At 70.8% G+C, this 21,277-nt stretch carries 21 protein-coding genes and 1 pseudogene; 14 read left to right on the top strand and 8 right to left on the bottom strand.

Annotation, left to right across the window (positions count from 1 at the left end):
- Positions 1–95, top strand: a pseudogene (locus ACFQS1_RS40645) (IS982 family transposase); the annotation flags it as partial.
- A gap of 68 nt (positions 96–163) precedes the next feature.
- On the opposite strand, the gene ACFQS1_RS10635 reads toward ACFQS1_RS40645, so the two are convergent.
- Positions 164–490, bottom strand: a complete 327-nt coding sequence (locus ACFQS1_RS10635) for an STAS domain-containing protein (RefSeq protein ID WP_378966330.1) — start codon at positions 488–490, stop codon at positions 164–166.
- A 134-nt stretch (positions 491–624) separates the two neighbouring features.
- On the opposite strand from ACFQS1_RS10635, the gene hemL reads away from it, so the two are divergent.
- Genes hemL through ccsB form a run of 6 tightly spaced genes read left to right on the top strand, consistent with a single transcriptional unit; the run spans position 625 to position 6,508 of the window.
- A complete protein-coding gene (gene hemL / locus ACFQS1_RS10630) occupies positions 625–1,965 on the top strand; it encodes a glutamate-1-semialdehyde 2,1-aminomutase (RefSeq protein ID WP_378966328.1) in 1,341 nt (446 codons plus the stop codon).
- A complete protein-coding gene (locus ACFQS1_RS10625) occupies positions 1,962–2,618 on the top strand; it encodes a histidine phosphatase family protein (protein WP_378966326.1) in 657 nt (218 codons plus the stop codon). The genes hemL and ACFQS1_RS10625 overlap by 4 nt, the downstream gene beginning before the upstream one ends.
- A complete protein-coding gene (locus ACFQS1_RS10620; protein WP_378966323.1) occupies positions 2,615–3,175 on the top strand; it encodes a TlpA family protein disulfide reductase in 561 nt (186 codons plus the stop codon). The genes ACFQS1_RS10625 and ACFQS1_RS10620 overlap by 4 nt, the downstream gene beginning before the upstream one ends.
- Positions 3,175–3,930: a cytochrome c biogenesis CcdA family protein gene (locus ACFQS1_RS10615; RefSeq protein WP_378966391.1), complete on the top strand. Its 756-nt coding sequence runs from the start codon at positions 3,175–3,177 to the stop codon at positions 3,928–3,930. Before ACFQS1_RS10620 ends, ACFQS1_RS10615 begins: the two co-directional genes overlap by 1 nt.
- Positions 3,927–5,528, top strand: coding sequence for a cytochrome c biogenesis protein ResB (gene resB / locus ACFQS1_RS10610; protein WP_378966321.1), 1,602 nt, complete (start codon positions 3,927–3,929; stop codon positions 5,526–5,528). The genes ACFQS1_RS10615 and resB overlap by 4 nt, the downstream gene beginning before the upstream one ends.
- Positions 5,528–6,508 (top strand): c-type cytochrome biogenesis protein CcsB, encoded by a 981-nt coding sequence (gene ccsB / locus ACFQS1_RS10605; RefSeq protein WP_378966319.1) that lies wholly within the window; start codon positions 5,528–5,530, stop codon positions 6,506–6,508. Before resB ends, ccsB begins: the two co-directional genes overlap by 1 nt.
- Positions 6,509–6,519: 11 nt before the next feature.
- Here ccsB and ACFQS1_RS10600 read toward each other — a convergent pair whose 3' ends face one another.
- The gene (locus ACFQS1_RS10600; RefSeq protein ID WP_378966316.1) at positions 6,520–7,644 is read right to left on the bottom strand and encodes a hypothetical protein; all 1,125 of its coding nucleotides are present in this window, start codon (positions 7,642–7,644) and stop codon (positions 6,520–6,522) included.
- Between the two features lie 137 nt (positions 7,645–7,781).
- Between ACFQS1_RS10600 and ACFQS1_RS10595 the strand changes: the two genes are divergently transcribed.
- From ACFQS1_RS10595 to ACFQS1_RS10575, 5 genes are all read left to right on the top strand, one after another.
- Positions 7,782–9,242, top strand: coding sequence for a menaquinone biosynthesis decarboxylase (locus ACFQS1_RS10595; RefSeq protein WP_378966314.1), 1,461 nt, complete (start codon positions 7,782–7,784; stop codon positions 9,240–9,242).
- Positions 9,239–10,135 (top strand): menaquinone biosynthesis prenyltransferase MqnP, encoded by an 897-nt coding sequence (gene mqnP / locus ACFQS1_RS10590; protein ID WP_378966312.1) that lies wholly within the window; start codon positions 9,239–9,241, stop codon positions 10,133–10,135. The genes ACFQS1_RS10595 and mqnP overlap by 4 nt, the downstream gene beginning before the upstream one ends.
- Positions 10,136–10,259: 124 nt before the next feature.
- A complete protein-coding gene (locus ACFQS1_RS10585) occupies positions 10,260–10,784 on the top strand; it encodes a SigE family RNA polymerase sigma factor (RefSeq protein ID WP_378966310.1) in 525 nt (174 codons plus the stop codon).
- Entirely contained in the window at positions 10,771–11,826 is a 1,056-nt protein-coding gene (locus ACFQS1_RS10580) for a hypothetical protein (RefSeq protein WP_378966307.1), read from the top strand. The genes ACFQS1_RS10585 and ACFQS1_RS10580 overlap by 14 nt, the downstream gene beginning before the upstream one ends.
- A gap of 17 nt (positions 11,827–11,843) precedes the next feature.
- The gene (locus ACFQS1_RS10575) at positions 11,844–12,482 is read left to right on the top strand and encodes a UbiX family flavin prenyltransferase (RefSeq protein ID WP_378966305.1); all 639 of its coding nucleotides are present in this window, start codon (positions 11,844–11,846) and stop codon (positions 12,480–12,482) included.
- On the opposite strand, the gene ACFQS1_RS10570 is transcribed toward ACFQS1_RS10575, so the two are convergent.
- A complete protein-coding gene (locus ACFQS1_RS10570; protein WP_026206443.1) occupies positions 12,455–12,730 on the bottom strand; it encodes a BldC family transcriptional regulator in 276 nt (91 codons plus the stop codon). The two genes, ACFQS1_RS10575 and ACFQS1_RS10570, sit on opposite strands and share 28 nt — an antisense overlap.
- 210 nt (positions 12,731–12,940) lie before the next feature.
- On the opposite strand from ACFQS1_RS10570, the gene ACFQS1_RS10565 reads away from it, so the two are divergent.
- The gene (locus ACFQS1_RS10565) at positions 12,941–13,390 is read left to right on the top strand and encodes an Lrp/AsnC family transcriptional regulator (RefSeq protein ID WP_378966302.1); all 450 of its coding nucleotides are present in this window, start codon (positions 12,941–12,943) and stop codon (positions 13,388–13,390) included.
- A gap of 3 nt (positions 13,391–13,393) precedes the next feature.
- On the opposite strand, the gene ACFQS1_RS10560 is transcribed toward ACFQS1_RS10565, so the two are convergent.
- From ACFQS1_RS10560 to ACFQS1_RS10540, 5 genes are all read right to left on the bottom strand, one after another.
- Positions 13,394–14,023 (bottom strand): putative glycolipid-binding domain-containing protein, encoded by a 630-nt coding sequence (locus ACFQS1_RS10560; protein WP_378966300.1) that lies wholly within the window; start codon positions 14,021–14,023, stop codon positions 13,394–13,396.
- A gap of 90 nt (positions 14,024–14,113) precedes the next feature.
- Positions 14,114–15,826 carry a DEAD/DEAH box helicase gene (locus ACFQS1_RS10555; protein WP_378966298.1) on the bottom strand — a complete coding sequence of 571 codons (1,713 nt, stop codon included), beginning with the start codon at positions 15,824–15,826 and terminating at the stop codon, positions 14,114–14,116.
- A 218-nt stretch (positions 15,827–16,044) separates the two neighbouring features.
- Entirely contained in the window at positions 16,045–17,283 is a 1,239-nt protein-coding gene (locus ACFQS1_RS10550) for a hypothetical protein (RefSeq protein WP_378966296.1), read from the bottom strand.
- A gap of 299 nt (positions 17,284–17,582) precedes the next feature.
- Complete coding sequence (locus tag ACFQS1_RS10545; RefSeq protein WP_378966294.1) at positions 17,583–17,849, bottom strand: pentapeptide repeat-containing protein; 267 nt, start codon at positions 17,847–17,849, stop codon at positions 17,583–17,585.
- Between the two features lie 308 nt (positions 17,850–18,157).
- Positions 18,158–19,708: a C40 family peptidase gene (locus ACFQS1_RS10540; RefSeq protein ID WP_378966291.1), complete on the bottom strand. Its 1,551-nt coding sequence runs from the start codon at positions 19,706–19,708 to the stop codon at positions 18,158–18,160.
- A gap of 368 nt (positions 19,709–20,076) precedes the next feature.
- Here ACFQS1_RS10540 and mqnE point away from each other — a divergent pair, with 368 nt between their 5' ends.
- Positions 20,077–21,246 (top strand): aminofutalosine synthase MqnE, encoded by a 1,170-nt coding sequence (gene mqnE, locus ACFQS1_RS10535; protein WP_378966289.1) that lies wholly within the window; start codon positions 20,077–20,079, stop codon positions 21,244–21,246.
- Positions 21,247–21,277 lie beyond the last annotated feature (31 nt).

Raw genomic sequence — 21,277 nt, 5'->3', positions numbered from 1 at the left:
TCGCCCAACGCCTACTCGCCATGACCGCCGCGATCTGGCACAACCACAAAACCGGCCAACCGGTCACCCGCAGCCTGATCGCCTACGACCACTGACCCAGCTCAACCCAGTCATCACTCGTCTAGGCCTTCACACCGATGTCAAGGCAACCCTGTTGTGCGGTCTACGACACCGAGCTGATCATCAGGGCGCTGCGCAGGCCGGTGATGTCGAGGACGCGCATGAGGAAGTCGCCCACGTTGGTCAGCGCGAGCACCGTGCGCGCGTGCTGGGCCTTGCGGCTGAGCACCACCAGCGTGCCGAGGCCCTGGGAGTCACAGAATGTGATCCCGGCCATGTCGAGCACGATGCGCGGCGGTGGATCGGCCAGGGTCTCATTGACCAGGGCGGAGAGGTTGGTGACCGTGAGCACGTCGATCTCCCCGGCGAGGTGGAGAACGACCTCGTCGGGAGCACGCTCAACCGTGATGGTCAGTTCCGGTCGCTCCACCACGTCAGCCTATCGTCCGAGGTGTTGATCTGCCCGTTGGGCGCGTTCGTATCGGGACGTACCGGACGGGCTGGTGTGACGTACGCACGACGTGAACAACCCTCTTGAGACGGCACGCGTGAGTCGCTGACAGAATGGGAGCCGCTGTGACCACCTCATACCGCGCCGAGGGCTTCCCGTACCCGGAGGACGCCCCGGCCTCCCAGGCCCTGTTCGACCGCGCCTCGGCCATCGTGCCCGGCGGGGTCAATTCACCCGTGCGTGCGTTCCGGGCGGTCGGCGGCACACCCCGGTTCATGGCCGAGGGCCGTGGGCCCTGGCTCACCGACGCCGACGGCCGGCGCTACGTCGACCTGGTCTGCTCCTGGGGCCCGCTGATCCACGGGCACGCGCACCCCGAGATCGTCGCCGCGGTGCGGGAAGCGGCCGCCCGCGGCACCAGCTTCGGCACGCCCACGGCCGGCGAGGTCGACCTCGCCGAGGAGATCGTCCGGCGTACGGCGGTCGACCAGGTACGCCTGGTCAACTCCGGCACCGAGGCCACCATGACCGCGATCCGGCTGGCCCGGGGGTACACCGGCCGCGCCAAGGTGATCAAGTTCGCGGGCTGCTACCACGGGCACGTGGACGCGCTGCTCGCCGCGGCCGGCTCCGGCGTCGCGACGCTCGGCCTGCCCGACTCGCCCGGCGTGACCGGCGCGGCCACCGCCGAGACGATCGTGCTGCCCTACAACGACGCCGCCGCCGTCGAGGCCGCCTTCGCGGCGAACGGTCCCGAGATCGCCGCGGTGATCACCGAGGCAGCGGCCGGCAACATGGGCGTGGTCGCCCCGCGCGACGGCTTCAACCAGCGGCTCGCCGAGATCGCCCACGCGCACGGCGCGCTGCTGATCGTCGACGAGGTGATGACCGGCTTCCGGGTCTCGGCCGGCGGCTGGGCGGGCCTCGAGCCGGTCGACGCCGACCTGTTCACCTTCGGCAAGGTGATGGGCGGCGGCCTGCCCGCGGCCGCGTTCGGCGGGCGTCGCGAGATCATGTCGCGGCTCGCCCCGGCGGGCCCGGTCTACCAGGCGGGCACGCTCTCCGGCAACCCGCTGGCCTGCGCCGCCGGCCTCGCCTCGCTGCGCCTGGCCGACGACGCGGTCTACAAGCGGCTCGACGAGCTCTCGGCCACCGTCGGCGCGCTCGCCTCGGCGGCGCTCGCCGAATCCGGCGTGGCGCACCGCCTCTCGTACGCGGGAAACATGTTCTCGATCTTCTTCACCGACACCGACGTGCGCGATTACGAATCGGCGAAGACGCAGCACGCGGCGCAGTTCAAGGCCTTCTTCCACACCATGCTCGCCCGCGGCGTCTACCTTCCGCCCAGCGCGTTCGAGTCGTGGTTCGTGTCGACGGCGCTGGACGACGCGGCGCTGGAACAGATCGCCGCGGCCCTTCCGCACGCGGCCCGCGCGGCGGGGAGCCTGGCGTGAGCGAGCCCACCAGGACCAAGGTGCACGTGCTGCGGCACGGCGAGGTGCACAACCCCGGCAAGATCCTGTACGGGCGGCTGCCCGACTTCCACCTCTCCGAGCTGGGCCGGCAGATGGCCAAGGCCGCCGCCGAGACCCTGGCCGCCCGCGACGTCACCTATGTGGTGGCGAGCCCGCTCGAGCGCGCGCAGGAGACGGCCGCTCCGATCGCCGCCGAGTTCAAGCTCGACATCGCCACCGACATCCGGCTGATCGAGAGCGCCAACTTCTTCGAAGGCAAGAAGGTGTCGGTCGGCGACGGCGCGTTCACCAACCCGCGCAACTGGTGGGTGCTGCGCGACCCGATCACGCCGTCCTGGGGCGAGCCCTACCTGCAGATCGCCCAGCGGATGTTCGCCGCGGTGCAGGCCGCCCGGGTCGCCGCCGAGGGCCACGAGGCGGTCTGCGTCTCGCACCAGCTGCCGATCTGGACCCTGCGGCGGTACGTGGAGAAGAAGCGGCTCTGGCACGACCCGCGCCGCCGGCAGTGCGGCCTGGCCAGCCTCACCACCTTCCTGTTCGAGGGCTCTACCGTCGTCGGTATGGAGTACTCCGAGCCGGCCGCCCACCTGGTCGCCCTCTCCGCCTCCGCCAAGACCGCCAAGGGAGCTTGACCATGCGCCGCCTCGCCGGGGTCCTGGCCGTCGCCGCCGTCGCGGCGGCCGTCCTGTCCGGCTGCGGCGGGGAGAACTGGGCCAAGAAATGCACCACCACCGGCAAGGTCGTGGAGTGCGCGCCCGACCGGCGCCCGCAGGTCGGCGACGTGACCGGCGACCTGCTCGGCGGCGGCACGTACGACGTCGCGCAGGACCGCGGCAAGGTCGTGGTGGTCAACTTCTGGGGCTCGTGGTGCGCGCCGTGCCGGGCCGAGGCCGACGACCTCGAGACGACGTACCAGGCGACCAAGGCCAAGGGCGTCAGCTTCATCGGGATCAACTCGCGCGACGACAAGGACGCGGCGATCGCCTTCGAGCGCGGCCGGGTGACGTACCCGAGCATTTATGATTTTGAGGGCAAGGTGGCGCTGAAGTTCGACGTCACCCAGACCACCACCCCGCAGACCCTGATCCTCGACCGGCAGGGCCGGATCGCGGTGGCGCTGCGCGCGGCCACCACGCACACCCAGCTCCAGCCCCTGGTCGAAAAGATCGCGTCCGAGGCGACCGGATGATGGGCGACCAGTTCGCCTCGATCGCCGGCACCGGCCCGCTGCTGCTGGCCATCGCCGTCGCGGCCATCGCCGGCCTGGTCAGCATCCTGTCGCCGTGCGTGCTGCCGCTGGTGCCGGGCTATCTGTCCTATGTGACCGGTTTGGCGGGCTCCGACATGGACGCCGGCGCCGCCAAGACCCGGCGCGTGCTCGCCGGCACCACGCTCTTCGTGCTCGGCTTCGCGGTCGTCTTCACGCTGCTGGTGACCCTGGTGGCCAACATCGGCTTCGCGCTCAAGAGCCACGAGGACACGCTCAACATCGTCCTCGGCGTGCTGGTGATCGTGCTCGGCCTCGGCTATCTGGGCTGGATCCCGGGCCTGCAGCGCGAGGTGCGGATCAGCAAGCTGCCGGCGGCGGGCCTGGTCGGCGCGCCGGTCTTCGGGGCGATCTTCGCGCTCTCCTGGCTGCCGTGCACCGGACCGACGTTGGCCGCGGTGCTCGCGATGGCCACGACCAGCGGGCAGACCAGCCGGGCGGTCACCCTGTCGCTCGCGTACAGCCTGGGGCTCGGCATTCCGTTCGTGCTCTTCGGGCTCTTCTTCCGCAAGCTGCTCGGGGTCTTCCGGGCCATCCGGCGCAACAGCCAGTGGGTGACCCGGATAGGTGGCGTGCTGCTGATCCTGGTCGGCGTCGCGCTGATCACCGGCGGGTGGAACCACTTCCTGGTCTGGCTGATGACCACCTTCAACTTCGGCGGGGGGACACTGCTGTGACCGTGGTCGAGCAACGTCCCGCGCCGCCGGCCGAACCGCCGCCGAAGCGGCCCCACCGCTGGTGGGCGCTGTTGCGCAACTCGTGGCGACAGCTCACCAGCATGCGTACGGCGTTGGTCCTGCTCTTCCTGCTGGCCGTCGCCGCGATCCCCGGCTCGGTCTTCCCCCAGCGCGCGGTCGACTCGCAGCGCGTCACCGAGTACTACCAGGCGCACCCGCAGTTGGCGCCCTGGCTCGAGCGGCTCGGCGGCTTCGAGGTGTACGGGTCGCCCTGGTTCGCCTCCATCTACCTGCTGCTGTTCACCTCGCTGATCGGCTGCGTGCTGCCCCGGCTCCGCGACCACGCGTGGGCGCTGCGCCAGGCCCCGCCGGACGCACCCCGGCGTCTCGACCGCCTGCCGGTCTCCGTCGCCGATCGGTCCGTCTCGTCCGCGCCGGCCGACGCCGCGCGGGACATCTCCGGCATCCTGCGCCGCCGTCGCTGGCGCACGCGGGTGCGCGAGCAGGAGGACGGCAGCTTCACGGTCTCCGCCGAGAAGGGCTACCTCAAGGAGACCGGCAACCTGCTGTTCCACTTCGCGCTGCTCGCGGTGCTGATCGGGGTGGGCTTCGGGCACTGGTACGGCTGGCACGGCAACCGCATCCTGGTGCAGGGCGCCGACCAGGGCTTCTGCGACTCGCTCGCGCAGTACGACGACTCCACGCTCGGTCCCCGGGTCGACGCCGCCGACCTGCCGAACTTCTGCCTGAACCTGAAGAGCTTCCAGGCCTCGTACGAGCCCAGCGGCCAGCCCAACAAGTTCTCGGCGACGGTCGCGGTGAGCGAGGACGACGGTCCCGAGAAGATCCGCGAGTTCACGGTCAACGACCCGCTGCGCCTGCACGGCGCGAACGTGCACCTGATCGGCCACGGCTACGCGGTCACCCTGCGCTACACCGACCGGTTCGGCGCCGCCCAGACCAAGATCGTGCCGTTCCTGCCGGTCGACGGCATGTTCACCAGCGAGGGCGTCGCCCAGTTCCCCGACGTGAACATCGACCCCAAGACCAACAAGCGGGACGCCGGCCTGCAGATGGGCTTCGAGGGCCGCTACCTGCCGACCGTCGGCGACGGCGCGACCTCGGCGTACCCGGCCGAGAACGCGCCCGGGCTGTTCCTCACCGCGTACCGCGGCGACCTCGGCCTCGATGTGGGCACGCCCGGCTCGGTCTACGCGCTCAACCAGGGCCAGATCGCGACGGGCGACCTCAAGAACGTCAGCGGCGCCCGCCCGCACGAACTCAAGATCGGCGACACCTGGACCCTGGACGACGGCACCAAGCTGGAGTTCCTCGGCACCCGGCCGTTCGCCACGCTCTCGATCCGGTACGACCCGACCCAGACGCTGGTGCTGGCCGGCGCCGCCATCGGTCTGGCCGGGCTGATGCTCTCGCTGGCCGGGCGCCGCCGCCGGGTCTGGTTCCGCGCCCTGCCGGCCTCGCCGGGTTCGGCCGGCGGTACGTTGTTGTCAGCCGGTGGTCTCCCGCGCACCGACTATCCCGGTTTCGCCGACGAGTTCGCACAGTTGGTGACGGCCGCCGAGGAAGGGACGCCGTGATGGCGGAGTTGTCGAATCAGCTGATGGCGGTCACCGTGCTGGCCTACCTGGCCGCGATGGTGGGGTACGCCGCCGAGTACGCCTTCGGCTCCAGGAGCCGGATCGGCCGGGCCGCCGTCCGGCCCGCCAGGCAGCTCGTCGGCTCCGGCGCGCCGGTCGATGACGACGTTGTCGAGGACGAGCTGGTCGAGACCACGCCGCCCTTCGACCGAAAGGCCGAGATCATCGGCCGGGTCGCGGTCGGCCTCAACGTCGTCGCCCTGCTGCTGCACCTGGGCACGCTGGTCACCCGCGGCATCGCCGCCGACCGCATGCCCTGGGGCAACATGTACGAGTACATCCTCTCCGCGACTTTCGTCGGGTCGGCGGTCTGGGTGGGCATCCTGCTGCGCCGCCCGGCGGTCCGGCACATCGGCCTGTTCGTCTCGCTGGCGCTGGTGCTGCTGCTCGGCGCGGCCGGGATGATCGCGTACACCCCCGTGGGCCCGCTGGTGCCGGCCCTGCACTCGTACTGGTTCGTCATCCACGTCTCGACGATCATCATCGGCTCCGGCATCTTCCTGGTCGGCGCGGTGCCGGCCACGATGTTCCTGATCCGCGACGGGTACGACAAGGGCAAGCGGAAGTTCCCGTACTCGCTGGGAAAGAACACCCCCGAAGCCGCGGTCCTGGAGCGTTTGACCTTCCGCCTGCACGCGTTCGCCTTCCCGCTGTTCACCTTCGGCGCGCTGATCGCCGGCCCGATCTGGGCCGAGGCGAGCTGGGGCCGCTACTGGGGCTGGGATCCCAAGGAGGTCTGGGCGTTCATCTCCTGGATCGTCTACGCCGGCTACCTGCACGCAAGGGCAACTCCGAGCGTCAAGCGCACGGTCGCGACCTGGATCGCGCTGCTGGGCTTCGCCACCATGCTGATGAACCTCTTCGGCGTCAACCTCTTCTTCAGCGGCTTCCACTCCTACGCAAACGCCGGCGGCATGTAAAGCCCCACGCCTTACTCGCCGAGCAGATCCCCAAGCAGCGATCCCCGAGACGGCTCAACAGAGGGCGTCACCGCCTGAGCCGACCCTGACGGCTCAACGACGCCCGTCGTCTCCGAGCCCGCCGTCTCCGAGCCCGGCGAGCCGAGATCCGGCGGATTCGGGGCCACCGGCGAGCTCGGGGCTGCCGGCGTCGGCATGACGGCCCGCCCTCCGGCCGGAACCCCGGCGTCGCGGTCCGGCCCGCAGTCTCCCGCGGTCCACGTGTCGTACCGGTTGACCCAATTCAGGCAGAAACCACCGGTCCGCTGCGGCTGCCCCGGCCCATATCCCGTCAGCGTAGGCACGTCATCCCGCCAATACCGGGCCGCGCTTCCATCCGGCGGCCGCAACTGCACGTTGTCGACCGTCACCTCGGGCACGTCGATGCGGGCCGGCCGTCCCGAGTCGACGTGCACCTCCACGTACTGCTCCACGAACGCGCTGCTTCCGATCGGCAGCCGCTGCGCGGTGAGCAGGTTCCATCGGTTGCCCCACCACAACCATGCCCCCCACACGCCGTTGGCGTCGCTGTGCAGGTCGAGCCAGACCCGGTCGCCCGGGCGCAGCGCGTACTGGTCGTAGAACTGCCACGTGTGCGTGTTGGTGTTGAACGTGTAGATGTGCTGCCGCAGCGGCCCGGCCCAACCGGTCTGGGCCCAGCCGGCCTCGAGCCAGGAGATCCGGCCACCGCCCATGTTCCGCTTGACCATGAAGCGCCCGGCCACGAAGTCGTAGCTGCCGGGCCGGATCGACCCGTCGACCACCGAGATGCGGCCGGAGACGCCGCTCCACTCGCCGGCCGAGTTGGCGCCGAGGTGGTGGTAGCCGCTCGGGGTGAAGCCGGCCGTGGCCGGCTTGGTCAGCTGGACCCCGGATTCGAGGACGCGCCCGGACGCGCGGCAGGCGCCGGGCGAGCCGGGGCCGGCCGCAGTGGTGGGCGGCCGGGTGGAGGCCCGGCCCGCCGGGCAGGCCGGCAGCTGTGCCGCCGACGGTCGCCGCGACGACGAAACCGCGGCGGAGACCGTCGGAACGGCCGCGATGAGCATGGCGGCGACCGCGGTCAGGGCGGACCACCGCGCCGCGTTCCGAACGTTCACTCGTCACCTCGCTGAGCCGTGGGAGCCGATCGTCGGCCGATGCGGAACAATCGCCCACCTCAACGCGAATCGGACATGCGGAGTGACGGTGATCGCCCGAGTGCCGAACTGTCGTACCGGTGGTGAAGACTGGATGCATGGTGCCTCGTGGGTTTCCCTATGACGATCTGCAGAGCTTCCTGTCGGCCCTCGAGGCGGCCGGTGAGCTGCGCCGGGTCACCGTTCCGGTGGACCCGACGCTGGAGATCAGCGAGGTGGTGACCCGCACCGTCCGGGCCGGCGGTCCGGCCCTGCTTTTCGAGCGCCCCACGCGCGGCGAGATGCCCGTGGCGATCAACCTGTTCGGCACCGAGAAGCGGATGGCGATGGCCCTCGGCGTCGAGTCCCTCGACGAGATCGGCGACCGGATCGGCTCGCTGATCAAGCCGGAGCTCCCGGTCGGCTGGTCCGGCATCCGCGAGGGCATCGGCAAGGCGCTCCAGCTCAAGTCCCTGCCGCCCAAAAAGGTCAAGGCCGCGCCCTGCCAGGAGGTCGTGCTCAAGGGCGACGACGTCGATCTCGGCCGGCTGCCCGGCCTGCAGGTCTGGCCCGGCGACGGTGGCATCTTCCACAACTTCGGGCTCACCCACACCAAGCACCCCGAGACCGGCAAGCGCAACCTCGGGCTCTACCGCCTGCAGCAGCACTCCAAAAACACGCTGGGCATGCACTGGCAGATCCACAAAGACTCGACCGCACACCACGCGGTGGCCGAGCGCCGGGGCGAGCGCCTGCCGGTGGCCGTGGCGATCGGCTGCGACCCGGTGGTCTGCTACGCGGCGAGCGCCCCGCTGCCGTCCGACATCGACGAATACCTCTTCGCTGGTTTCCTGCGCGGTGAGCGGGTCGAGATGGTCGACTGCCTGAGCGTCCCGCTCCAGGTCCCCGCGCACGCCCAGATCGTGCTGGAGGGCTTTCTCGAGCCTGGCGAGCGCCACCCCGAGGGCCCGTTCGGCGACCACACCGGTTTCTACACCCCGGTCGAGCCCTTCCCGGTGCTGCACGTCGAGACCATGACCATGCGCAAGAAGCCGATCTACCACTCGATCATCACCGCCAAGCCGCCGCAGGAGGATCACGGCCTCGGCAAGGCGACCGAGCGGATCTTCCTGCCGCTGCTGCGCATGCTGATCCCCGACATCGTCGACTACGACATGCCGGCCGCCGGCGTCTTCCACAACTGCGTGATCGTCTCGATCCGGAAGCGGTATCCGAAGCACGCCCAAAAGATCATGAATGCGATCTGGGGCGCGCACCTGATGTCGCTGACCAAGCTGATCGTGGTGGTGGACGAGGACTGCGACGTGCACGACTACGCCGACGTGGCGTTCCGCGCGTTCGGCAACGTCGACTACGACCGTGACCTGCTGCTCACCCAGGGCCCGGTCGATCACCTCGACCACGCGTCGTACCAGCAGTTCTGGGGCGGTAAGGCGGGCATCGACGCCACCCGTAAGCTGCCGTCCGAGGGCTACAGCAGGGGCTGGCCGGAAGAGATGGCCATGTCGAGCGAGGTGGTCGCGCTCGTGGACAAGCGCTGGAAGGAATACGGCATATGACAGCGGTGGCCGCGGTCCCGGAAAAGCCGGGCCGGATCAAGTCGTTCCTCGAGCTGGTCAAGATCGAGCACTCGATCTTCGCGCTGCCGTTCGCGTACCTGTCGGCCGCCGTCGCCCTCGACCGCGAGGGCACCGGCATCCACTGGGTCGACCTGCTGCTGATCACGATCGCGATGGTCTCCGGCCGCACCTTCGCGATGGCCGCCAACCGCATCCTCGATCGCAAGATCGATGCTCAAAATCCGCGTACGAACAATCGCGAGCTGGTCACCGGCGCCGTCTCGGTGCGCACTGCCTGGACCGGCGCGCTGGTCTCGCTCGTGGTCATGGCGGTCGCGGCGGGCCTGCTCAATCTGCTGTGCCTGGTGCTGTTCCCGCTGGCCGTGATCCCGCTGGTGCTCTACCCGTACGCGAAGCGCTTCACCAACTACCCGCATTACGTCCTGGCGCTCGCCCAGGCGGTCGCCCCGGTGGGCGCCTGGCTCGGCATCACCGGCACGTTCGCCGGCTCGGGGCCGGCCTGGCTGCTGGGCGTCGCGGTCGGCCTGTGGATCGGCGGGTTCGACATCATCTACGCCTGCCAGGACGTCGAGATCGACCGCCGGATCGGCGTGCACTCCACCCCGGCCCGCTGGGGCGTGCGCACCGCGCTGCACATCTCCACCGTCACGCATGTGGTGACCTTCGCGCTGTTCGTCTGGTTCGGCGCCGTGGTGGGCCTGGGCTGGCTCTGGTGGCTCGGCCTGGCGCTGACCGCGGCGGCGTTCGCCTACCAGCACATCGTGGTCACCCCGACCGACCTCTCCAAGGTCAACCGAGCGTTCTTCACCGCGAACGGCTTCGTCGCGATCGCGCTGTTCCTGTTCGCGCTGCTCGACCTGATTTTGCTGTGACTGAGCCTGTTGGCGTCGCCTCCGGCGCCGCGGGCGATCGCCCCTTTCGGGCTGATGAGGAGGCAGTCGCGGGTCGACCCCTATTTGGTGTAACCCGAAGGCTGGTCTCGTCCGTCTTATCGGCGTGAGCGACAACGAGGCCGAGTTCCGCGAGTTCGTCGCGGCGCGGATGGACGCGCTGCGCGGGCTCGCCTACCTCACCTGCGGCGACTGGCAGCTGGCCGAGGACGCCGTCCTCGCCGCGCTCGCCCGGCTGTACGTGCGGTGGGGGCGGGTGGACAACCCCGACGCGTACGCCCGCACCGCCGTGGTGCGAGCCGCCATCGACGAGACCCGGCGGCCGTGGTGGCGGCGCGAGCAGTCGCTGAGCCACGCGATGCCGGACGTGGTGGACGACGACGTCACCCCGGCCGTCGACGAGCGGCTGCGGTTGCGCGCGGCGCTGCTGCGGGTGCCGGTCCACCACCGGGCGGTGCTCGTGCTGCGGTTCCTCGAGGGGCTCAGCGTGCCGCAGACGGCGGCCGCCCTGCGCTGCCCCGAGGGCACGGTCAAGGCGTACACGTCGCGGGGCCTCGACGCGCTCCGCCGGATCCTCGGCGCCGACCCGGGCATCGACGAGCGGACGGAGGCTCGCTATGAGGTTGTCTGAGCTGCTGGACGAGGTGCGGGCGGACGCGCCGCCGCCGCGCTACGACGTGGCGGACGTGGTCCGGGCCGGCAAGCGGCTGCGGCGCCGCCGACGCGCCGGATGGGTCCTCGCGGCCGGGACGGCGGTGGCCGTCGTGATCGCGGCGCCGTTTCTCGTCTCCGCACCGCAGCGGACGATCCAGCAGGCCGGGCCACTGCCCTCGCCCAGCGCGACCTCGAAGCCGACCCCCGAGGTGAACTATCTGCTGAGCGCCTACACCACCGGCAAGCTCCAGGTCGGCGACCCGATGCGATGGACCCTGGCGGGCGAAACGGCGCCGGTCGACAAGGAGGACGGCGCGGGGGACGCGCCGGAAGGTGAGATCACGCTCTACCACCGCGGCGTCGACCCGCGGAGCACGCTCGACGGCGCGAAGATCACTCCGACCGCGCCGGTTCGCGGCCGGCCGGCCTACCAGGTCGACGCCGACGGCAGCCCGATGTTCCTCTGGGAGTATGCCGATGACGCGATGGCGCTGGTCGCCTCGCGGGCGAACGGGCCCGGCAAGTCCGCGCTCACGCCCAAGGAGCTGCGCCAGGTAGCCGACGCGTTCAAGCTGGGCACACCCGAGCCGGTGCGCATCGGGTTCGGCGCCGACTACGTTCCCGAGGGCTATCAGCTTGTCGAAATTACGTCGGCATCCGCGCTGTTCATCCCGACCGCCGACGCCGTCGCCCGGCGGGGAAAGCCCGACTCCCCGGCCTCCCGGCCGCTCGCCACCATCTCGCTGCGGATCAGCCCGGCGGGCGCCCAGCACGGCCGGCCGCGCGACGGCGTGCTCTGCCCGGAGGACACCAAGGGCGGCAACACCGGCCTGAACACGTATTGCTACGCCTTCCTCGGCACCCTGCGGGTGGAGGAGGCGCGCAGCCGGAACGCGGTCGACACTGTCGAGCTGGGCCGGATGATCAAATCGGGCAAGTACGTGCCGCCGTCCGATCCCGCCTCGTGGATGCCGGTCACCCAGGCGTTCCCGGCGAGCGCGCTGATCGGCGCGGAATGAGCGGGCACACTTGAGGCATGCGTGAACCGTGGGTCGTCGGCGTCTCGGGTGCCTCGGGGACCCCGTACGCGAAAGCGGTCTTGATCGGTCTTTTGGACGCGGGCGAATCGGTCGACCTCGTCGTTTCCCGGGCGGCGCGACTGACCCTGCTCGACGAGACCGGCGCGACCGTGCGCGACGCGCATTGGAAGGACGACGTGGCGGCGTGGCTCGGTCGCGATCTGGGTGACCTGGCCTACTGGCCGGCGGGCGACCTGGCGGCCGGGCCGAGCAGCGGCTCCTACCCGGCGAAGGGGATGGCGGTCGTGCCGGCCAGCACGGCGGCGTGTGCCGGGATAGCCATCGGGCTCTCCAAGGATTTGCTGCAGCGGGCGGCCGAGGTCAACCTCAAGGAACGCCGCCGCACGGTGGTGGTGCCGCGGGAGACCCCGGTCACCCGCAGTCACCTCGAGCACCTGATCGCACTGCACGACGCCGGGGCGGTCGTGCTGCCGGCCAGCCCCGGTTTCTATGGCGCCGGGGCCGGGGCGAGCGCGCAGCAGCTCATCGATTTCGTGGCCGGAAAGGTGCTCGACGGGCTGGGCGTGCCGCACACGCTCTTTGCCCGCTGGAGGGGCGAGCTCAATGCTCAGCGCAAGCCGTTCGGCGGGCCGTAACCCATGCCGGGATTGCTCGGGCCCGCGTTGCGGGGGCGATTGGCGGCGTCGTCCTCGCGCATTTCCTCGACCACGCCGTCGCCCTCGAGCAGCGCGCGGACCTCGGACTCACGGAACCGGCGGTGGCCACCCGGAGTGCGGATGCTGCCGATACGCCCGGCGGCGGCCCATCGCGTGACCGTTTTGGGGTCGACGCGGAACAGCGCGGCCACCTCGCCCGGTGTCAGCAGACGATCTCCAGTGTCCACAACCCCCTCCTCGCGTCGGTCTTGGAGCGGCCGTGATCACGGTGAGTGTCGGCGTGCTCGATCGGGACGTAAAGCCATTAGAGCATCGCCCCGGAACCGAGTCCCTGGAATGCGGAAAAAGCCCTAATTGCGACAGTGATCGTTATCCTGCCGCCGATTCGTCGCTACCGGGCGTGAGTAGCTATCTGCCACCCGATTAGGGTCTGACCCATGGACTCCATCGACCTCCGGCTGATCGACCTGCTACGGGAGAACGCGCGCTCGTCGTACGCCGAGCTGGCCCGCAAGGTCGGACTCTCCGCGCCCGCCGTACATGAGCGCGTCGGCAAGCTGGAAGCGGCCGGCACCATCCGCGGGTATCGGGCCGACGTCGACCACGAGGCGCTCGGGCTCGGCGTGACCGCGCTGATCGGCATCATCGAGGACTCCGGCGCCGACACCGACGACGTGCTCGCCGCGGTGCGGGCCATGCCCGAGGTCGAGAGCTGCTACTTCATGGCCGGCGTGGAGTCCTACCAGCTCACCGTGCGGGTCGGGACGATCGCCGAGCTCGAGCAGCTCATCGTGCGGATCAACCGCACGCCCGGGGTCGCTTCGACGCGTACGGCGATCGCCCTGTCGACGAAGTGGGAGAACCGGCCCCAGCCAGGCCTGGGTTGAGATTTACTGTCGTTTGGTTCGTGCGGCGAGGCCGGGGTAGTCGAGCACGAACCCCTCGTCGTCGACCGTGAGATCGGCGCTGAACGTCTCGCTGGCGTACCGGATCTTGTTGTCGCCGAGGGGCGTGTAGATCTGGTCGGCCTGGACCACTTCGAGGCTGGGGATCAGGACCCAGGCCGCGCTGATCCGGTGTGAGACGCCGGTTTCCGCCTTGAGCAGGCCCAGCCGTCGGATGGGGAGCGTGTTGGTCAGCGGGGAGCCGCCGAGGTCGACGTCGAACGCGCCGTACAGCTGATCGGGATCCTCGATGCCGGGAAAGCCGGCGCCCGCGTGGCCGCCGGCCCGCAGCACGGCGTCGAGGTCGCCCTGCTCGGCCGTCGTGGCGCGCCAGCGGCCCGCGGCCAGCTCGAGCCGGACGCTGCGCACCCAGCCGGCGCCCTCGGCGGTCACGTCCACGTGGGCGGTCGACCAGCCTGGCTCGGTGCGCAGCTCGTAGCGGCAGGTGAAGGGGATCGGATCGACGGCCAGGACCGTCCCGCGGGCGTAGAGGCCGCTGTGGGCGTCCACCAGGGCGTGTTCCGCCCCAGCGGTGTCCCGTCGTTCCCAGAACAGCGACTTGGGCATCGTCGGCATGGTCCCACAATGCCAGTGATCCCCGGCAAAATCTGCCGGGGATCACAGGTGTGCCTCAGGGTGCGGGCGCCCTCAGTGGGCGGGGTGCCCTCAGTAGGTGCGAGCCGGGCGGGCGCCGAAGCGGGTCGACGAGCCGTCGCGGCGATCGTTCCGCTGGTTGTCGCGACGGAAGCCGCCCGTGCGCTCGCCGTTGCGCGGGGCGAAGCCCCGCTCGGAGCGCTCGCCGCGCGGGCGGTCGCCGTCGCCGCGGGGGCGGTCGTCGTAGGTGCGCTGCGGGCGGTCGCCGTACGGGCGCTGCGGGCGGTCGCCGTCCCGGCGGGGGCGGTCGTCGTACGAGCGCTGCGGACGGTCACCGTATGAACGCTGCGGACGATCGCCGTACGAGCGCTGCGGCCGGTCGCCGAAACGGCCCCGCGGCCGATCGCCGCGCCGGGGCTCCGGCTCGTCCACCACCGGGACGCCCGACGGCTCGCGCGCGCCGGTGATCTCGGTGAGCTTCTCGTCGCCCAGCCGGACCCTTACCTCGCCCGGCGCCACGCCGGCCTTGCCCATCATGACCTGGGTGCTGCGCCGCTGCTTGGGCAGCACCAGCGTGACCACCGCGCCCGACTCGCCGGCCCGTGCGGTGCGGCCGGCCCGGTGCAGGTAGTCCTTCGGGTCCTTGGGCGGGTCCACGTGCACGACCAGCGAGATGCCGTCGACGTGGATGCCCCGGGCGGCGACGTCGGTCGCCACGAGGACGTTGGTGCGGCCCTCCTTGAACTCGGCGAGCGTACGCGTGCGGACCCGCTGGGTCTTGCCGCCGTGCAGCGCGCCGGCCCGGACGCCCACCTGACGGAGCTGCTCGACCAGGCGGTCGACGCCCATCTGGGTGCGGGCGAAGACGATCGTCTTGCCCGCGCGGTTGGCGATCGCCGCGGTGATCGGGAACTTCTCCTGCGGCGGGATCATCAGCAGGTGGTGGTCCATGGTGGACACGCTGGCCTCGACCGGCGCGGTCGAGTGCGTGACCGGGTCGTGCATGAACCGCTTGACCAGAGTGTCGACGTCACCGTCGAGAGTGGCCGAGAAGAGCAGGCGCTGCGCGTTCGCGGGGGTCTTGGCCAGCAGCTCGGTGACCTCGGGCAGGAAGCCCATGTCGGCCATCTGGTCGGCCTCGTCGAGCACGGTGACCTCGACGTCCTCGAGCTTGCAGGCGCCCCGCTCGATCAGGTCGCCGAGGCGGCCGGGGGTGGCCACGATCACCTCGACGCCGCGGCGCAGGGCGTCCATCTGACGGTCGTACGGCACGCCGCCGACCGCGGTCTTGAGGAAGACGCCGACCGAGCGGCCCAGCGGCTGGAGCGCGTCCGCCACCTGCATGGCCAGCTCGCGGGTCGGCACCAGGATCAGGGCCTTGGGGTGGTGCGGCCGGGCGCGGCCACCCTGCGCGACGCGGGTGAGCAGCGGCAGGCCGAACGCCAGGGTCTTGCCGGAGCCGGTCTGCCCGCGACCGAGCACGTCCCGGCCGGACAGCGCGTCGGGCATGGTCGCGGCCTGGATCTCGAACGGGGTGGTGATGCCCTCGCGGGTGAGCACGCGCACGATCTCGGGCGGCAGACCAAGATCGCCGAAGCTCTTCGGGGTGATCTCGACCGGCGTCTCGATCGGTGTCTCGATCGCCGCCGTGGTCTGCGTCTCTTCTGCTGCCTGGACTGCGTCTGTCTGGACTGCGTCTGTCTGGGCGGTTGTGGCCTGGACGGGGTCTACCTGGGGGTTTTCGAAAACGGACGGGAACGTGCTGGGATCAGCGAAAGTGGTCAAGAGAACCTCTCTACGGGGGCGCATGCTCGCGAATGGCCCGCCGCGGCTGCCATGAGCCCGCCGCTGTAATGCCCGCAAGAACGCCCGTGGCGTGCTCCGTGAAGGCACGCCGCGTCAACAACTGTCATAAGTGTACGGCTCAACGTTTGGGACGCCGACCGCATTCCGCACCGGCAGTGGGCAGGCTCACCCATCGGCGCAAACTCCGCAAGGGTAGCTCAGCCGAACATCCCCGAAATCATGTCGGTGAAGGCGCTCCCGGCGGTGAACAGGAATACCACACTCACCGTCACCAGCAAACCCAGCACCACCATCATGGCGATCGCCACCTTGACGTTGCTGCGCCGCCGGTCGACGATCTCGTCACGCCAGCCCTGGGCCAGGATGTGGCCGGTCAGCGAGCCGGAGTTCTCCACCGGATTGGTCGAGACGGGCATCGTGGTGTCGATCGACGGATAGCCACCGGTGCCGTAGACCGTGCCGCCCGGCCCGCGCTGCTGCGGAAGGGCCGTGGTGGCCGCCGGATCGAACGCCGGCGGATCGACCGGCGGCGGGCTCACCTGGGCGGTGGGGGCGTGAGTCGCACCGAAAGGCTGGGTGACCGAGGCCGGTCCGCCGACCCCGAACGGGTGCTGAGGCGGCGGCGTCGCGGCCGGGCGGGCGGGGGTCGAGGGCGGCATCGTGTACGTCGGGAGAACGCCGCCCTGGTGCGCGGCCACCGGCGGGTTGCCCTGGTGTGCGGCCGGGTTGCCGTGCTGTGCGGCCGGGTTGCCCTGGTGCGCCGCCGGGTTGCCCGGGTGCGTGGCCGGGTTGCCCGGGTGTGCGGCTGCCGGGTTGCCCTGGTGTGCGGTCGCCGGCGGGATGCTCGGCGGGGGTGGGAAGACCGGCTGCGGCGGGCCGGGGATCGGGTTGGGGCCGGGCGGGTCGGGGACCGGGCTCGGCGCGGGCGGCGGCACCGGGAACGGGCCGGGACCGGGCGGGATGGGCGACGGACCCGGGCCGGGCGGCACCGGAGACGGACCGGGGCCCGGCGGGACGGGACTCGGGAACGGGCCGGGCTGCGGTCCCGGTTGCGGGAACGGCGCCGGCGGCTCGAACGGTTTGGTCGGGTCGGGCCGGGCCGGCTCGGGCCTGGTCGGCGGGACCGGGCGGGGCGGCTCGGGCTTCTCCGGCTCCGGCTTTCCGGGGCCTGGCTCGGGCTTGGGCTCCGCGGGTTCGGGGTCCGACGGCTTGGGCTCCGACGGCTTGGGGTCGGACGGCTTGGGATCCGACGGCCCGGGGTCCGACGGCTGGGGATCGGACGGCTTGCGGTCCGACGGTTTGGGGTCGGACAGTTTGGGGTCGGTCTGCTTGGGGTCGGACGGGATGAGGTCGGCGGGCTTGTCTGCGGACGGCGACTCCGCCGGGCGGCCGCCGTAGACCTTCGCCTGGCCGCTCGGCCAGGATCCGGCACGCACGGCGCCAGGGTCGGGGTTGATGGCGCCGGGAACGGCAGCGCGGGCCGCGCCGGAGCTCGGCGTGGCCGGAAGCTGACGTGACGAGCCGTCGACCCGCTCGGGCGCGATGCTTTGACCGGACGGGCTGATGGGGCGAGCGGAGCCGGTGACGCGCCCGGGTCCGGTCACCCGGCCGGGACCGGAAACGGGAGCCGATGCGCTGAACGAGCCGGACACGCGGCCGGGACCGGACACCGGGGCCGAGGCACTGACCGACCCTGGAGGCTTTCCGACGGTCGCCCGGCCGCTCGCCGAGACACTCACCGGAGCAACCGCGGGCTTGCCTGCTTCGCCCGACTTGTCGGCGGAGTCTTTGTCGGCCTGAGCTTCGCTCGTCGAATCCTCACCCTCGGAAGATTCGCTCTCGGAAGATTCGCTCTCGGAAGATTCGTTCCTCGGAGGCTCGCTCTCGGAAGCGTCGCTCTCGGAAGCGTCGCTCTTGGAAGGCTCGCTCTTGGAAGCGTCGCTCTTCGAGGGGCCGCCCGCCACGAGCGGGATCGAGGTGAGTGAGGTCGAGGTGGGCGCATTCGGGGTGGGCGGGGCCGCGGTGGGCGCGGACCAGAGTGCGCCCGGGGCAGGCGGCGGCGGAGGGGCGTACGCCTCCTGGTCGTCACCGGTAGCCGGCCTCGTGCCGTCGCTGTCCGGCGTCGCCTGCCGCTCGTCCATGAAACCTCCCGACCGCGCATGCCGACGGTCCGGGACGTCGGGCGCTGCCTTTACCGTGCCATATCCGTGCGCGTCAGCACACCCGGCACCAACCCGGCCACTCGCGCGGCCGGGTCCTTACCGCCGGAAAGGCGATCTTTACCGCCCCGGCGGACGATAGCCGTACCGATCAACTCGCCGAGGCGGACGCCGATGCGTGCTCGGCCGCGGTGGCCGAGCTGGTGCTCGACGACGACGGGGTCGAGGCCGACGAGGTGGAGGTCGAGGTCGTCGGCGCGGACGAGGTGGACGTCGATGCCGCCGACGACGTCGACGAGGAGGTCGGGGACGAAGCCGCCGCCGAGGAGTTACCGGACGGCGGGTTCGAGCCGCTCGACGAGTTGGCGCCGCTCGGGGTCGTGGTCTGCGTCCCGGTCGGCTGCGACGTGGGGTTCTCGCCCGTCGGCTCGGTGGTCGGCGTCCCTGTGGGCGTCGGGTCGGTGGTCGGCTTGGTGGGCGTCGGGTCGGTGGTCGGCTTCGTCGTCCCCGGCGTCGTGGGCGGCGTCGTGCCCGGCTTGCTGGTGGTGGCCGACGGGCTCGGCGTCGGGCTGGTCGTCGCCGGCGTGGTGTTGTCGGGCGTGGTGGGGCCGTCCGTGTCGGGGTCGGGGCGGCCGAGCGTCGGGCCCTCGGTGACGCCCGGCACCGAGCCGAAGACCCGGGTGGCCTGGAAGAGCCGCGACCAGCGGACCGGGACGAGCCGGACGTTGAGGCCGGTGCGCGGCGCCTCGACCATCAGGCCCTGGCCCATCGGGCCCTGGCCGGCGTACATCGCGACGTGGTGGATGCCGCGCCAGCTGTTGGAGTAGCTGAAGAACAGCAGGTCGCCCGGGAGCAGCGAGTAGCGGTCGACGACCTTTTCGTGGGTCTGCCAGTACTGGTCGCGGGAGACCCGTGCGAGCTGGAACCCGACCGACCGGTACGCCGCCCACATCAGGCCGGAGCAGTCGTACGCGTTCGGGCCCTCCGCGGACCACAGATATGGGTCGCCGCGCTCGGCCAGCGCGAACTCGAGCGCCTTGATCGCCCTGGGGTCGGCGCCGCGGCCGGCGCTGGCGCCCGCCAGGTATTGCGCGCCGAGCCGGCTGTCGGTCGCGGTCTCGGTGGCCTCGGCCGCGGTCAACTCGTCGGCGTGCGCGAGCTCGAGGGCCTGCTGCGCCGTCTGTTTCTTGCCGAGCTGCGTGTTGAGCTTGTTGTACTTGCTGACCAGCTCGTCGTATCGCTGCTTGGCGAGATTTTCCTCGTCGAGGGTGAGCTGGACCGACGTCTCGGCGGTCTCCAGCTGCCGGGCGGCGGCCAGCTCGGTGCCGGTGTCGCCGCGCTGCAGGCGGGCCAGGTCGTCGAGGCCGGCGAGCCCGGAGTCGAACGCGCCGGGCGGCATCGCCGCGGCCTCGATCACCGACTTGGCGGCGGCGGACGCGGCCGCGGACCGCGCGTCCTGCATCAGCGCGACGGACTGCTCGTACTTCTGCGCGGCGGTCTCCTGCTGGGCCTTGGCGAGATCGCGGTCCTGCCCGACCTGGATCAGCTCGTCGCCCATCGTGGCGATCTCGGCCCGGCCCTTTTCGATCTGCTGGAGGGCGGGGCTGGTCGCGGCGCCGATGACCGGCGTGACCGCGGGCGTCGTGGCGGTGGCCTGCCCGGGCAGCACGAGCGTGCCCAGCGCCATCGGGCGGGAGCCCACGTCGGGAACCGCGATGGGGGCGCCCGGTACCGGCGGCGCGCCGGGCGTGGCGAGCGCGGGAACGGGATTGAACAGCGCCGCGATGGCCGCGGTCGCGGCAGCCGAGTAAACCGCGGGGCGCCACCAAGGATGCGCCGTGCGGTTTCGTCGGTCTGCCTGTCGTGCTGTCGCCATCTGCTCCCCGTCCGTGCGGTGTCCCCTTCATTGCTTACCGCATGCCGCGCAGGCCTGTCGATTGATCGAAGGTGAAAGAAGGCTGGGAATCCAGAGAACGACAGCATGACATGGAACGCCTCCGCGCTGGGGTCGGAGTTTCTTGTCGGAGGGGAGCCGTAGTCTCGACGACCAGATGAGGGAAGGGGCAGCACATGGACGCCGGACTCAAGCGTGAGCTGGAAGAGAAGGTCTACGCCGGAGATCGGCTGACCCGCGCGGACGGCATCGCGCTGTACGCGTCGGATGATCTTGCCTGGCTCGGCCGGCTGGCCCACCACCGGCGCGTCGAGCTGAACGGTGAGCGGGTGATGTTCAACGTCAACCGGCACCTCAACCTCACCAACGTTTGCAGTGCAAGCTGCGCCTATTGTTCCTTTCAGCGCAAACCCGGCGAAAAGGACGCGTACACGATGCGCGTCGACGAGGCGGTCCGCAAAGCCAAGGAAATGGAGGGCGAAGGGCTCACCGAGCTGCACATCGTCAACGGCCTCCATCCCACCCTGCCGTGGCGTTACTACCCCACCGTGCTCCGCGAGCTGAAGGCCGCGCTCCCCGGCGTCAAGCTCAAGTGCTTCACCGCCACCGAGATCCAGTGGTTCGAAAAAATCAGCGGGCTATCCGCCGGCGAGATCCTCGACGAGCTGATGGAGGCCGGCCTCGAGTCGCTGACCGGCGGCGGCGCCGAGATCTTCGACTGGGAGGTCCGGCAGCACATCGTCGACCACGACTGCCACTGGGAGGACTGGTCGCGCATCCACCGCCTCGCCCACGAGAAAGGCATGAAGACGCCCGCCACCATGCTCTACGGCCACATCGAGGAGCGACGGCACCGCGTCGACCATGTCCTTCGACTGCGCGAGCTGCAGGACGAGACGCACGGGTTCGCGGTCTTCATCCCGTTGCGTTACCAGCACGACTTCGTCGACTCCCAGGACGGCAAGATCAGAAACAGGCTCCAATCGCGTACGACGATGGCAGCGCCCGCCGAGTCGCTGAAGACGTTCGCCGTCTCCCGGGTGCTGCTCGACAACGTGCCGCACCTGAAGAACTTCTGGGTCATGCACGGCCTGTCGGTGGCCCAGCTCTCCCTGAACTTCGGCGTCGACGATCTGGACGGCTCGGTGGTCGAATACAAAATCACCCACGACGCCGACGCGTATGGGACGCCGCACACGATGCACCGCGACGACCTGCTGCACCTCATCTGGGACGCCGGTTTCCGCCCGGTCGAGCGCAACACGCGCTACGAGGTCGTCCGTGAGTACGACGAGGCCCCGAGCCTGGCCGACCGACGCAGCGAGCCGCAGCAGGTCTGGGCGTAAGGGGACACTTCGGTACGGCGTACCCTCGGGG

The sequence above is a fragment of the Paractinoplanes rhizophilus genome (assembly GCF_042664765.1).
Classification (GTDB): domain Bacteria; phylum Actinomycetota; class Actinomycetes; order Mycobacteriales; family Micromonosporaceae; genus Actinoplanes; species Actinoplanes rhizophilus.
Note: the sequence above shows the minus strand (reverse complement) of the source record. Positions and strands in the feature narration are given on the sequence as shown.

Excerpts from the sequence above, each read along its gene's own strand:
- ACFQS1_RS10575 (WP_378966305.1), top strand. The coding sequence starts at position 11,844 with ATGCGTGAACCGTGGGTCGTCGGCGTCTCGGGTGCCTCGGGGACCCCG.
- mqnP (WP_378966312.1), top strand. The coding sequence starts at position 9,239 with ATGACAGCGGTGGCCGCGGTCCCGGAAAAGCCGGGCCGGATCAAGTCG.
- ccsB (WP_378966319.1), top strand. The coding sequence starts at position 5,528 with ATGGCGGAGTTGTCGAATCAGCTGATGGCGGTCACCGTGCTGGCCTAC.
- ACFQS1_RS10595 (WP_378966314.1), top strand. The coding sequence starts at position 7,782 with ATGGTGCCTCGTGGGTTTCCCTATGACGATCTGCAGAGCTTCCTGTCG.
- ACFQS1_RS10580 (WP_378966307.1), top strand. The coding sequence starts at position 10,771 with ATGAGGTTGTCTGAGCTGCTGGACGAGGTGCGGGCGGACGCGCCGCCG.
- ACFQS1_RS10615 (WP_378966391.1), top strand. The coding sequence starts at position 3,175 with ATGGGCGACCAGTTCGCCTCGATCGCCGGCACCGGCCCGCTGCTGCTG.
- mqnE (WP_378966289.1), top strand. The coding sequence starts at position 20,077 with ATGGACGCCGGACTCAAGCGTGAGCTGGAAGAGAAGGTCTACGCCGGA.
- hemL (WP_378966328.1), top strand. The coding sequence starts at position 625 with ATGGGAGCCGCTGTGACCACCTCATACCGCGCCGAGGGCTTCCCGTAC.
- ACFQS1_RS10545 (WP_378966294.1), bottom strand. The coding sequence starts at position 17,849 with ATGCGCCCACCTCGACCTCACTCACCTCGATCCCGCTCGTGGCGGGCG.
- ACFQS1_RS10560 (WP_378966300.1), bottom strand. The coding sequence starts at position 14,023 with ATGCCGACGATGCCCAAGTCGCTGTTCTGGGAACGACGGGACACCGCT.
- ACFQS1_RS10565 (WP_378966302.1), top strand. The coding sequence starts at position 12,941 with ATGGACTCCATCGACCTCCGGCTGATCGACCTGCTACGGGAGAACGCG.